The organism is Leisingera sp. NJS201, assembly GCF_004535885.1.
Classification (GTDB): domain Bacteria; phylum Pseudomonadota; class Alphaproteobacteria; order Rhodobacterales; family Rhodobacteraceae; genus Leisingera.
Window position 1 is genome coordinate 2,028,124 of record NZ_CP038234.1, and the last position, 12,251, is coordinate 2,040,374.

The following is a 12,251-nucleotide window of genomic DNA, read 5'->3' on the forward strand; positions in this document are numbered from 1 at the left end:
AATCTTAGTTATGTATCAGTTTCCGTGACGCAAGCGAGCAAAAACGAAAAAAAAGCGGCTATTCAGGTCAGCAATTATGACCTATTCTTGGGGTCAGAAAGTGCAAGCTAATCCCGGTTGAGGAGGCCACGATGAGCACGCCGAAAATCTCACTTAATGACAAGTACGACCTGACGAAATCGCCGGTGCTGCTGAATGGCACCCAGGCGCTGGTGCGGCTGATGCTGATGCAAAAGCACCGCGACCGGGCGGCGGGTCTCAATACCGCCGGACTTGTTACCGGCTACCGCGGTTCGCCCCTGGGGGCAGTCGACCTGCAGATGAGCAAGGCCGAGAAGCACCTGAAGGCGGCAGACGTCACCTTCCAGTACGGTCTGAACGAAGATTTGGCCGTGACCGCCCTGTGGGGGGCGCAGCAGGCCGAGGTCCGCGGCGAAGGCAAATACGACGGTGTATTCGGCCTGTGGTACGGCAAGGGGCCGGGTGTTGACCGCTCGGGCGATGCGATCCGCCATGCCAATATGGCCGGCTCGTCAAAACACGGCGGCGTGCTGCTGGCGATGGGCGATGACCACACCGGCGAAAGCTCCACCGTGCTGCACCAGTCGGAGTGGTCGCTGCTGGACTGCTACCTGCCGATCGTCAGCCCGGCGGGTGTGCAGGAAATCCTGGATTACGGCATCTATGGCTATGCGCTAAGCCGCTTCTCGGGTCTGTGGACCGGCCTCAAGACCATGAAGGACACGATTGAAGTCACCTCGGTTGTGGATGCAAACCCGGACCGGATGCAGCTGGTCACGCCGGAATTCGACATGCCGGCAGATGGGCTGAACATCCGCCTGGACGACGACCGCTTCCGGCAGGAAGACCGGATCATCGACTACAAGCGCTTTGCGGCAGAGGCTTTCAGCCACGCCAATAAGATGGACAAGCGCATGTGGGGCAAACCCGGCGCCAAGATCGGCTTTGTTGCCGCCGGCAAGAACTGGCTTGATCTGGTGCATGCGCTGAAGCTGCTGAACATCGACGAGACCATGGCCGAACGGCTGGGGCTGACCACCTACAAGGTGGGCCAGACCTTCCCGATGGATATGAAGGGTTTCCACGACTGGGCCGAAGGCCTGGACCTGATCGTTGTGGTCGAGGAAAAGCGCAAGCTGATCGAGATCCAGATCAAGGAAGCGATCTTTGACGACCGCCAGGGCCGCCGGGTCTATGGCTGGTACAAGGGCGGCGCCGGCAGCATGCACCGCGAGGAGCTGTTCCCGACCCGCTATGCGCTGGACCCGATCATGATCGCCGAAAAACTGGGCGGCATCCTGATTGAGGAAGGCCGCGAGACCGAGGCCATCCGGGCCGGCCTCGAAAACCTGTCAGAGGCCCGCCGCGCCGACAACGCCGAGGAAATCGCATCCCGCTTGCCCTACTTCTGCTCGGGCTGCCCGCACAACTCGTCAACCAAACTGCCGGAAGGCTCCCGCGCCTATGCCGGCATCGGCTGCCACTTTATGGTGCAATGGATGGACCGCGAGACCACCGGCTTCACCCATATGGGCGGCGAGGGCGTCAACTGGGTGGGCGAGGCTCCGTTCTCCAACCGCAAACATGTGTTCCAGAACCTGGGCGACGGCACCTATAACCACTCCGGTGTGCAGGCGATCCGTGCCGCATTGGCCGAAGGCACCAACATCACCTACAAGATCCTCTATAATGACGCGGTGGCGATGACCGGTGGCCAGCAGGCCGAGGGCGGGCTGACCGCGCAGCAGATCGCGCATGAGCTGACCGCGATGGGCGTTAAAACCATGGCCGTGGTCTATGACGAGAAGGAAGACGTCGACGCCACGCTGTTCCCGGCCGGCATGCGGATGCACGAACGCGCCGAAATGATGAAGATCCAGCGCGAATTTGAAGAGGTCGAAGGCGTTTCTGCGATTATCTATATCCAGACCTGCGCCGCCGAAAAACGCCGCCGCCGCAAGAAGGGCCAGTTCCCGGACCCGGACCAGCGGGTGTTCATCAACACCGATGTCTGCGAAGGCTGCGGCGATTGCGGGGTGCAATCCAACTGCGTCTCCATCGTGCCCAAGGACACCGAACTGGGCCGCAAACGGGCGATTGACCAGTCGTCGTGCAACAAGGACTTCTCCTGCGTCAACGGTTTCTGTCCTTCGTTTGTGACGGTCGAGGGTGCCAAGATCCGCAAGGAGGCGACCGCCGACATCGACCTGCCGCATCTGCCAAAGCCGGAACTGCCGGCCATTGACGGCACCCATAACGTGGTAATCACCGGTGTCGGCGGAACCGGCGTTGTGACCATCGGCGCCATTCTGGCGCAAGCTGCACAGATTGACGGCAAGGGCGCCGGACTGATGGAAATGGCGGGTCTCGCCCAAAAGGGCGGCGCGGTGCATATCCACTGCCGGATTGCCAACACCCCCGATGACATCTCGGCGATCCGCGTTGCCACCGGCGAGGCGCATGCGCTGATCGGCGGCGACCTGGTGGTGAGTGCGGGGGCCAAGACTCTGGGCCTAACCTCTACTGGCCAGACCGGCGCCGTGGTGAACAGCCATGAAATCATCACCGGCGAGTTCACCAAGAACACCGAGTTCAAGGTGCCGACCGACCGCCTGGAAGTGGCGCTGCAGGCCCGCCTGCGCGACCGGGTCGATCTGTTCGATGCGTCCGAACTGGCCCGCGCCACCATGGGGGATTCGATCTTCTCCAATATGATGGTGTTCGGCGGCGCCTGGCAGCGCGGCCTGGTGCCTGTCAGCTTTGAGGCGATCAAGCAGGCGATCACGCTGAACGGCGCCGCTGTGGAGCGCAACCTGCGCGCCTTCGATATCGGCCGCTGGGCGGTGCTGCACCCCGAAGACGCGGCCCGTCTGAGCCGGCCGGACACATCAGAAAAGCCGAAAACCCTCGAGGAGAAGATCGCCTTCCGTTCCGATCATCTGGTGGCATATCAGGGCAAAGGGCTGGCCAGGCGTTATGCCAGGCTGCTCGACGGTATCAGCGATCCCGCGCTGAAAGAGGCGACGGCCAAGGGCTATCACAAGCTGTTGTCCTACAAGGACGAATACGAAGTCGCCCGCCTGCTGCTCGACAGCCGCGCCAAGGCGGAGGCGGAGTTTGAAGGCGACCTCAAGCTGTCCTATCACCTGGCGCCGCCGATGCTGGGCGGCACCGATGCGGACGGGCGTCCGAAAAAGCGCAAGTTCAGTGCAAGCATGGAGCGCAGTTTCCGCCTGCTGGCCAAGCTGAAACGCTTGCGCGGCACACCGCTCGACATCTTCGGCTACACCGAAGAACGCAAGATGGAGCGCGCCCTGATCAAGCAATATGAAGCGGACATGATGGAGTGGCTGCCGAAAGCGGCGCCGGACATCATGGAGCCTCTGCTGGCATTGGCTGAATTGCCGCTCTCGATCCGCGGTTTCGGTCCGGTGAAGATGGCAAATGAGCAGAAAGCCGCGAAGCGCCGTGAGGAGCTGCTGGCCGCCCTGCGCCAGGGCGGCGTGCCGCTGAAACACGCTGCAGAGTAACCAGGGCCGGGCGGGACACTCCCGCCCGCTCAGGGCCATCCGCAGGATGGTCCTTCCCGGTTGGGCCCGGCGCCGCGCTGACGCGCGGCGTTTGCCGTTCCGCCGCTTCTTTCTGGTCCTGAATACCCCGGGGTCCGGGGCAGCGCCCCGGTCTGCCTTTGCCCCAACGATACTTGCAGCGTTCCGGCGCCAATGGCCAAAGAGACAAAAGCACTTATGGATTTCTTTCGCAAAGCGACGTATGAGCTTTCTTCAGTACCGCTCAAATCCCACGGGTATGGGTTTGAGTTCGAAGAGAAACACCACGCGTGAGAAGGCGACATGGCTGTAGGCATCTTTGATTCAGGATTGGGCGGGCTGACCGTCCTTGACGCCGTGCAGAAACGTCTGCCGGATTTGGATTTCCTTTACTACGGCGACAACGCCCGCGCGCCCTACGGTGTGCGCGATGCCGAAGATGTCTATCAGCTGACCAGGGCTGCGGTCGAAGATATGTGGAGCAAAGGCTGCGATCTGGTGATCCTGGCCTGCAACACCGCCTCTGCTGCGGCGCTGCGCCGGATGCAGGAGGGCGGGCTGCCCAAGGGCAAACGGGTGCTGGGGGTTTTTGTCCCTCTCATTGAAGCGCTGACAGAGCGCCAGTGGGGCGACAATTCGCCTCCGCGCGAAGTCGAAGTGAAACACGTTGCGCTGTTTGCCACGCCTGCAACTGTCGCCAGCCGCGCCTTTCAGCGGGAGCTGGCGTTCCGCGCCATTGGTGTGGATGTCGAAGCCCAGGCCTGCGGCGGTGTGGTGGACGCAATCGAGGACGGCGACATGATCCTCGCTGAGGCCCTGGTGCGCTCCCATGTGGATGCCCTGCAACGTAAAATGCCGCATCCGCAAGCCGCCATTCTGGGCTGCACCCATTACCCGCTGATGGAACAGACATTCCAGGCGGCACTGGGACCGGGGGTCAAAGTGTTCAGCCAGGGCAACCTGGTTGCGGACAGTCTGGCGGATTACCTGACACGGCATCCCGACATGCACGGCACTGGTGCCGGCGGTTTCTTCACCACCGGAAACCCGGGCCGCGTCAGCGACCGGGCGACCCAGTTTCTCCGACGGGAAATCACCTTTCAGGCCGCCTGAGAACAGACCGCGCGGAACCTTGTTCCAGGTCAAAGTGCACGGGCGCATTTCCTCCTAATTCTCTCCGCAGATGGCTGCGGAACGGCAAATCACATTGAAAGACGAGGTCTGACATGACCCATAAAGTGGCTATTCTTGGCGCTTCCGGCTACACTGGCGCAGAACTGGTGCGGCTGATCGCCCAGCATCCGAACCTCGAAATTGCGGCGCTCTCTGCCGACCGCAAGGCCGGCATGACGATGGCGGAAGTGTTCCCGCATCTGCGCCATATGGAACTGCCGGTACTGTGCAAGATCGGCGAGATTGATTTCGCCGGCATTGATCTGTGCTTCTGCGCTCTGCCGCATAAGACCAGCCAGGAAGTGATTGCGGCGCTGCCCGCAAGCCTGAAGATCGTGGATCTGTCGGCAGACTTCCGGCTGCGTGATCCGGCTGAGTACGAGAAATGGTACGGTAATCCCCATTCCGCGTTGGAACAGCAGGAGGAGGCGGTCTATGGCCTCACCGAGTTCTACCGGGATGAGATCAAATCCGCGCGGCTGGTGGCCGGCACGGGGTGCAACGCAGCCACCGGTCAGTTTGCCCTGCGCCCGTTGATTTCGGCTGGGGTCATTGATCTGGACGACATCATTCTGGATCTGAAATGCGCCGTCTCAGGCGCCGGCCGGTCGCTCAAGGAAAACCTGCTGCATGCAGAGCTGAGCGAGGGCTATAACGCCTATGCCATCGGCAGCACCCACCGGCATCTGGGCGAATTCGACCAGGAGTTCAGCAAGATCGCGGGCCGCCCCGTACAGGTGCAATTCACCCCGCATCTGCTGCCAGTCAACCGGGGCATTCTGGCGACCGTTTATGTAAAAGGCGACGCGCGGACGATCCATGACACCTTTGCCAAGGCTTACGCAGATGAGCCCTTTATCGAACTGCTGCCCTTTGGCGAGGCCCCCAGCACCCACCATGTGCGCGGCTCCAACTTCTGCCATATCGGTGTGGCGCAGGACCGGATCGATGGCCGGACCATTGTGATCGCAGCACTTGATAACCTGACAAAAGGTAGCAGCGGCCAGGCCTTGCAGAACGCAAACCTGATGTTAGGTGAGACTGAGACCGAAGGTCTGATGATGGCGCCGCTGTTCCCCTGATCCGGGGGGCGGCGCAGGCAGGGACCTTGAAGTGAGGACACCATGAAGAACCTGAAGAAACAGCGCCGGATCCAGGTCATTGCCGTTGCCGCAGTGGCTTTGGTGGTTGCAACCGCCCTGATCGGCTATGCCATGCGTGACGGGATCAACTATTTCCGCTCGCCCAGCCAGGTGGCCGAGGCGCCGCCGAAACCGTCGGAAGTGTTCCGCATCGGCGGACTGGTTGAGGAAGGCACGCTGCAGCGCGGCCAGGGTGAAACCGTGCGTTTTGCGGTTACTGATGGAGGTGCGACGGTGCAGGTCGCCTATACCGGTGTGCTGCCGGATCTGTTTGAAGAGAACCAGGGCATGGTCGGCACCGGGCGTTACGTGAATGGCGTCTTTGAAGCCTCTGAAATTCTGGCAAAACATGACGAGACCTATATGCCCAAAGAAGTCATGGATGCGTTGAAGGAGCAGGGGGTCTATCAGGAACCCGAAACCTGAGACCGGTTTCTGACCAAATGGCTCCCGCCCCAAAGGCGCCTCCCTTCGGGGAGGCGTTTTGCGTTGGGCCGGGCGCCGCGCGGTGCGCGGCGCGGCAGCTTACCTGAGGCGGTGTTGCGCAGCATGCGTACGCCGCTGTCAGGAGATCTTTTCGTATTTTCACGATGGTTGACTCACCAGAAAAGGGTGAGGTTCGATGCAGAGTGTTATGGAAATCGCCGCTGAGATTGTGGCGCGGGAAGGCGGCTTTGTGAATGATCCGGATGACCCCGGCGGCGCGACCAAATACGGTGTGACCATCGGGACCCTGCGGCGGCTGGGGCTGGATGTGACCGGCGACGGGGATGTGGACGCCGGGGATGTGAAGGCGCTGACCCGCGCGCAAGCCGTGGCCATTTTCATCCGCCACTATTTCGACGCGCCCCGGATTGCCAGCCTGCCGGAGTGCCTCCAGGCCACGGTCTTTGATATGTATGTGAATGCCGGCAGCAACGCGGTGCGCATCCTGCAGCGGTTGCTGCGCGATATGGGGTACAGGGTTGCGGTGGACGGCACAATCGGACCGCAGACGGCAGGCGCCGCCGCCGATGCTGCCACCGTTGATGCGACGGGCCTGCGCGACGCCTATGGCATCGCGAGGCGCAATTATTACTTCCGTCTGGCAGACCGTCGGCCGGCCAGCCGCAAATACGCCCGCACCCGCGCGGGCGGCAAAGGCGGCTGGATCAAACGGGCCGAGGAATTCATCTCGCCGAACTACCATCTGAACCAGCAGGCCTTTCAGGAAAGGATCGCGGCATGGGGTAATCTCTGACATTCTGGGGCTTGTTTTTGGCAGCCAACGCAATGTCCTGCGGGAAACTGCCGAAGTCTTTCGCGAAAACGCTGAAGCCGGTGCCGGCCGTGCCCATGACGTTCAGATTGCAGCGCTTGGCCAGTTTGGCACCGAATTTCACCAGCCCGCAAAAGGCTGGTTTGACCACCTTATGGATGGGGTGAACCGGTTGCCGCGCCCAATGCTGGCCCTGGGAACGCTGGCGCTGATGGTGTCTGCGCTGAGCGACCCGGTGTGGTTCGCCGCCCGGATGCAGGGGCTCGCGCTGGTGCCGGAACCGTTGTGGTGGCTGCTGGGCGTTATTGTCTCCTTCTATTTCGGGGCGCGGCATCAGGTGAAGGCACAGGAGTTTCAGCATGGTCTGGCGGCCAGCATGGCGCGGGTTCCCCAGGCCGTCGAAAACATCGCCGCGCTGAACAGGCTGCGGGCCGATTCACCTGCGGCGGCCTCTACCGGCACCGACGCCGCAGCGCGGCTTCAGGCCACGGGCGCAGAGGAAAATCCGGCGCTGGAAGCCTGGAAAGCCCGTCGCGGCTGATCACATTTTAGCGGCTGCGGCGGCATGGCGCGGCGAATGCCATTGGCGCCCGCAGCAGACAGGCGTATAGGAAAATACATGATTACAGAGCTTGGCCACTTCGCCCTTATCCTCGCCTTCATGATTGCGATTGTGCAGGCCGTTATCCCCTTGATCGGCGCCCATAAACGCTGGCCCGGCTGGATGGCCGTGGCGGAACCGGCGGCACAGGCGCAGTTCCTGTTCACCGCCTTTGCCTTCGGGCGCTGACCTGGGCGTTCATCACTTCTGATTTCTCGCTGAAGCTGGTGACGCTGAACAGCCATTCGGCCAAGCCGATGCTCTACAAGATCTCCGGCACTTGGGGAAACCACGAAGGATCAATGCTGCTGTGGGTGCTGATCGTTGCCCTGTTCGGGGCGATGGCCTCGGTCTTTGGCGGCGGGCTGCCGCCCACGTTGAAGGCGCGGGTTCTGGCGGTGCAAGCAGCCATTGGCGTGGCTTTTTATGCCTTTATCCTGTTCACGTCCAATCCGTTCCTGCGTCTGGCAGTGCCGCCGTTTGACGGGCAGGATCTGAACCCGCTGCTGCAGGATCCGGGCCTCGCCTTCCATCCGCCGTTTCTATACCTCGGTTATGTCGGGCTGAGCATGGCGTTTTCCTTTGCCGTTGCTGCCCTGATCGAAGGCCGCATTGATGCCGCCTGGGGCCGTTGGGTGCGGCCCTGGACGCTGGCGGCCTGGATCTTCCTGACCATCGGTATCGGGCTGGGCTCCTGGTGGGCCTATTACGAGCTCGGCTGGGGCGGGTTCTGGTTCTGGGACCCGGTTGAGAATGCCTCCTTCATGCCCTGGCTGCTGGCGGCGGCGCTGCTGCATTCGGCCATTGTGGTGGAGAAACGAGAGGCGCTGAAGAGCTGGACCATCCTGCTGGCGATCCTGGCCTTTGGCTTTTCGTTGATCGGGACATTTATCGTGCGCTCGGGCATCATCACCAGTGTGCATGCCTTTGCCAACGACCCGGAACGCGGCGTGTTCATTCTGTTCATTCTGGCGTTTTTCACCGGCGGCGCGCTGACGCTGTTTGCGGCCCGCGCCCAGGCGATGGAGGCCAAGGGCGTCTTTGGCATGGTCAGCCGCGAAAGCGCGCTGGTGGCTAATAACATCCTGCTGGCGGTCAGCTGCTTTGTGGTCTTCTTCGGCACTGTCTGGCCGATCCTCGCGGATATGCTGCTGGACCGAAAGCTAAGCGTCGGCCCGCCGTTCTTCAATTCTGCCTTTACCCCTTTCATGATCGCGCTGGGGCTGATCATGCCGGTTGGCGCCATGCTGCCGTGGAAACGCGGCCGGATCGGGCGCACTGCTTGGCAGCTGCGCTATGTCTTCGTGCTGGCGGTGTCGCTGGGTGTGCTGGCCTGGGCGCTGCAGACCGGTAAGTCCGCGCTGGGGCCGGTGGGTTTGTTCCTGGGCTCCTGGATGGTGTTCGGGGCGCTGGCGGATCTGTGGCTGCGCAGCGGCAAATCGGGCCGCCTGCAACGGATGCTGCGGCTGCCGCGTGCCGATTGGGGCAAGGCCGTGGCCCATGGCGGGCTGGGCATCACCATCTTTGCCATCGCCGGTCTGACCGCCTGGGAACAGGAAGATATCCGCGTGGCCCGCATCGGCGAACCCTTTGACGTTGGTGCCTTTACCCTGATGCTGACGGATGTCAGCCGGGAACAGGGGCCGAACTACTTCACCACCAAAGGCCGGGTCGAGGTGACACGCAACGGGCAGCCCGAAGCGGTGATGTTCCCGGAAAAGCGCGACTATCCGGTCAGCCGGATGCCAACCACCGAGGCCGCGATTGATTACCGTGTCACCCGCGACCTTTACGTGGTGCTGGGCGATCAGCAGGCCGATGGCAGCTGGACCATGCGCACCTATATCAAACCCCTTGCCAATTGGATCTGGGGTGGCTCTATCCTGATGGCGCTTGGCGGGCTGCTGAGCCTTAGCGACCGGCGTTTCCGCGTTGCTGCAGGCGCGCGCAAGGCACCGGAAACAGGAGTGCCTGCAGAATGAAAACCTTGCGCCTTTTGATCCTGGCACTGGCCGGGTTTGCTGCTGTCGCTGTCATTACGCCCGCTCCGGTACTGGCAGTGGAGCCGGATGAGGTGCTGGCCGATCCAGCACTTGAAAGCCGCGCGCGGGAGCTGTCCAAGGACCTGCGCTGCCTGGTTTGCCGCAATGAAAGCATTGATGAGTCCAACGCCGAACTGGCCCGTGATCTGCGTGTCCTTGTACGCGAGCGGCTGGTTGCGGGTGACAGCGACAGCGAGGCGATGAGTTTTATCGTCGACCGCTATGGCGAGTATGTGCTGCTGCGCCCCACCACCGGCGGGGCCAACTGGCTGTTGTGGGCTGCAGGTCCGCTGATGCTGCTGGCCGCGCTTGTGACCGCCGTCTTCTATGTGCGGGGACGCGCCCGCGCGCCCAAGGCCGCCGAGCAGGGGCTGAGCGCTGACGAGCAGGAGCGGCTGCGGAAAATCCTGAAGGATTGACGCCGGGTCCGGCTTTCCGGCGGGCGGGCTTTCCGTCACCATACCGGCAAATGGCCAGGCACACGTGTTTCTGGCCCCTGAACGCAAGTTACGTGAGGCACTCCGATGGACTATAAGGAAATCCTGTTTTCTCTGCAGGACGGGCTGGCGGTTGTCACCCTGAACCGCGAAGCGCGCAAGAACGCGCTTAACAGCCGGATGCGGTCCGAGATCACCCATGCGATGCGCATGGCGTCTTCCGAGGCCCGCGCTGTGGTGCTGACCGGGGCGGGCGATGCGTTCTGCTCGGGGCAGGATCTGAGCGACGCAGGCAGCAACGGCGGCCAGCTGGATCTGGAACGCACGCTGCGCGACGAGTACCTGCCGATGCTGCAGGCGATTTATGATTGCCCGGTGCCGGTTGTGGCGGCCGTCAACGGTGCCGCTGCCGGGGCAGGGGCCAATCTGGCGCTGGCCGCCGATGTGGTGATCGCCGCTGAAAGCGCGTTTTTCATGCAGGCCTTCAGCAAAATCGGCCTGATCCCTGACGCCGGCGGCACCTGGTTCCTGCCGCGCCAGATCGGCCTGGCCAAATCAATGGGGGCAGCCCTGTTTGCCGACCGCGTCAGCGCCCGGCAGGCCTGTGACTGGGGGATGATCTGGGAAGCGGTGCCGGATGCAGAGTTCGACGCCCATTGGCGGAAGCGCGCGGAATATTTGGCCAGCGGCCCCAGCAAGGCTTTTGCCGCCACCAAATCCGCCCTGCGCGAAAGCTTTGGCCGCACATTGGCCGAGCAGCTGTCGGAAGAAGCGCATCTGCAGGGCCAATGCGGCAAGACCCGCGATTTCCTGGAAGGCGTCACCGCCTTCATGGAAAAGCGCCCCGCGAAATTCGAAGGGCGCTGAGCAGTTTCAGGCCGGCTGAGAATTGAAAGAAAATGCCGGGGAGTGTCTCCGGCATTTCATTTCAGGCGCGGGTCAGCACCATAACGTTGCCTGCTGTAATCAGACCACCGGCGCCTTGGATACGAGCAAAAACCTCGCCATCTGCCAGCAGCAGGGCGTCATCCTCATCACCGAATTGGTCAAGAGTGTTCTCAACTGTGATTTCAGGCGGCGTGCCTTCGCCATCGTGAGAATAGACGATAACATCTTCAAGGCGGCTGTAGTCTGTCAGAACAACCGGTTCATCGCCGGCCTCGATCCAATCGCCGAGGATCAGTTCATCCAGGCCTTCTCCCAGGCTCACTGTGTCGCCGTTGCCTGCGATAACATCGTCATTGCCGCCGCCCGCCTGGATCACATCCGCGTCTTCGTCGGTATCGTGGTTCAGCTCAAGTTCCAGTTGCACGTCAACGTCCGGATCATCGTTGGCGGCCCTTTCTCTGCCGGCTTCTACGACATTGTCCGGATCAAAGGCGCTGGTCGACACAATGAAATCGTTGCCTGCATCCCCGATCAGAGTATCGCTGCCCGTGCCGTCAATGATTGAATCATGGTCGGAGCCACCCCGCAGGAAATCGTCACCTTCGCCGCCAACCAGCAAATCCTGTCCGCCTTGGCCAAACAGCCGGTCGTTTCCGGCATTGCCGTCTACTATGTCGTCGCCGTCCTTGGCGAATATTGTGTCCTCGCTGGATCCGCCCGCCAGGTCGTCGTTATCCTCTGTGGCGTCGGCGGTGGTGTCGCCCTTGGTAATGCCATCGTCGTCATCATCCAGGGCAAAGGCAACGCCGCCGATGGTCAGGCCGATACCGAGCAAGATCAAGAGTTCCATGTCACCAATCCCATAGTCAGCTGGCAGAGGGCGTTTGCAAATGCGTGCGCGGGCCGCCCTGCCAGAAGTAAGTAAACCTGACGGTTTGGTATTGAGATTGATTGTCTTAGTCAAATATTTCTAAATATTGAACTTTCCATAGAAACGGTCTGAGTAAGGATCCGGAATTGTCGCTGTTTTATGGCTGTTGCGGTGGCATTGCCTTCGGGCCTAGCCCCGAAAAACACAGTCCCCCTTGGAGACCGCAAAAGAAAACGCCCCGCGAATTGCGGGGCGTTTGAATGTTCATTG

The 12,251-nt window shown here is 61.8% G+C and carries 9 protein-coding genes and 2 pseudogenes; 10 read left to right on the plus strand and 1 reads right to left on the minus strand.

The annotated features are described in order from the left end of the window. Positions 1-131: 131 nt before the first annotated feature. From ETW23_RS10020 to ETW23_RS10065, 10 genes and pseudogenes are all read left to right on the plus strand, one after another. Positions 132-3,551 (plus strand): indolepyruvate ferredoxin oxidoreductase family protein, encoded by a 3,420-nt coding sequence (locus ETW23_RS10020; protein WP_134829903.1) that lies wholly within the window; start codon positions 132-134, stop codon positions 3,549-3,551. A 189-nt stretch (positions 3,552-3,740) separates the two neighbouring features. Then, positions 3,741-3,863: pseudogene (locus ETW23_RS25910) on the plus strand (acyltransferase); the annotation flags it as partial. Positions 3,864-3,872: 9 nt separating this feature from the next. After that, positions 3,873-4,682 (plus strand): glutamate racemase, encoded by an 810-nt coding sequence (gene murI, locus ETW23_RS10030; protein ID WP_129370956.1) that lies wholly within the window; start codon positions 3,873-3,875, stop codon positions 4,680-4,682. 113 nt (positions 4,683-4,795) lie between these two features. Further along, a complete protein-coding gene (gene argC, locus ETW23_RS10035; protein WP_134829904.1) occupies positions 4,796-5,824 on the plus strand; it encodes an N-acetyl-gamma-glutamyl-phosphate reductase in 1,029 nt (342 codons plus the stop codon). Positions 5,825-5,866: 42 nt separating this feature from the next. Continuing rightward, positions 5,867-6,310, plus strand: coding sequence for a cytochrome c maturation protein CcmE (ccmE, locus tag ETW23_RS10040; protein WP_129370954.1), 444 nt, complete (start codon positions 5,867-5,869; stop codon positions 6,308-6,310). Between the two features lie 196 nt (positions 6,311-6,506). After that, entirely contained in the window at positions 6,507-7,124 is a 618-nt protein-coding gene (locus ETW23_RS10045) for a holin-associated N-acetylmuramidase (RefSeq protein WP_134829905.1), read from the plus strand. Beyond that, positions 7,117-7,683, plus strand: coding sequence for a holin family protein (locus ETW23_RS10050; protein ID WP_134829906.1), 567 nt, complete (start codon positions 7,117-7,119; stop codon positions 7,681-7,683). Before ETW23_RS10045 ends, ETW23_RS10050 begins: the two co-directional genes overlap by 8 nt. A gap of 78 nt (positions 7,684-7,761) precedes the next feature. After that, positions 7,762-9,725: pseudogene (locus tag ETW23_RS10055) on the plus strand (heme lyase CcmF/NrfE family subunit). After that, positions 9,722-10,204 (plus strand): cytochrome c-type biogenesis protein, encoded by a 483-nt coding sequence (locus tag ETW23_RS10060; protein WP_205879957.1) that lies wholly within the window; start codon positions 9,722-9,724, stop codon positions 10,202-10,204. Before ETW23_RS10055 ends, ETW23_RS10060 begins: the two are co-directional and overlap by 4 nt. A gap of 105 nt (positions 10,205-10,309) precedes the next feature. After that, positions 10,310-11,089, plus strand: coding sequence for an enoyl-CoA hydratase-related protein (locus ETW23_RS10065; RefSeq protein WP_129370950.1), 780 nt, complete (start codon positions 10,310-10,312; stop codon positions 11,087-11,089). Positions 11,090-11,150: 61 nt separating this feature from the next. On the opposite strand, the gene ETW23_RS10070 is transcribed toward ETW23_RS10065, so the two are convergent. Continuing rightward, positions 11,151-11,960 (minus strand): calcium-binding protein, encoded by an 810-nt coding sequence (locus ETW23_RS10070; RefSeq protein ID WP_134829907.1) that lies wholly within the window; start codon positions 11,958-11,960, stop codon positions 11,151-11,153. Positions 11,961-12,251: the final 291 nt, after the last annotated feature.

What these genes read in the sequence shown, in the direction of transcription:
- ETW23_RS10070 (WP_134829907.1), bottom strand. Translation starts at nt 11,960, where the DNA reads ATGGAACTCTTGATCTTGCTCGGTATCGGCCTGACCATCGGCGGCGTT.
- ETW23_RS10065 (WP_129370950.1), top strand. Translation starts at nt 10,310, where the DNA reads ATGGACTATAAGGAAATCCTGTTTTCTCTGCAGGACGGGCTGGCGGTT.
- murI (WP_129370956.1), top strand. Translation starts at nt 3,873, where the DNA reads ATGGCTGTAGGCATCTTTGATTCAGGATTGGGCGGGCTGACCGTCCTT.
- ETW23_RS10060 (WP_205879957.1), top strand. Translation starts at nt 9,722, where the DNA reads ATGAAAACCTTGCGCCTTTTGATCCTGGCACTGGCCGGGTTTGCTGCT.
- ccmE (WP_129370954.1), top strand. Translation starts at nt 5,867, where the DNA reads ATGAAGAACCTGAAGAAACAGCGCCGGATCCAGGTCATTGCCGTTGCC.
- ETW23_RS10045 (WP_134829905.1), top strand. Translation starts at nt 6,507, where the DNA reads ATGCAGAGTGTTATGGAAATCGCCGCTGAGATTGTGGCGCGGGAAGGC.
- ETW23_RS10020 (WP_134829903.1), top strand. Translation starts at nt 132, where the DNA reads ATGAGCACGCCGAAAATCTCACTTAATGACAAGTACGACCTGACGAAA.
- argC (WP_134829904.1), top strand. Translation starts at nt 4,796, where the DNA reads ATGACCCATAAAGTGGCTATTCTTGGCGCTTCCGGCTACACTGGCGCA.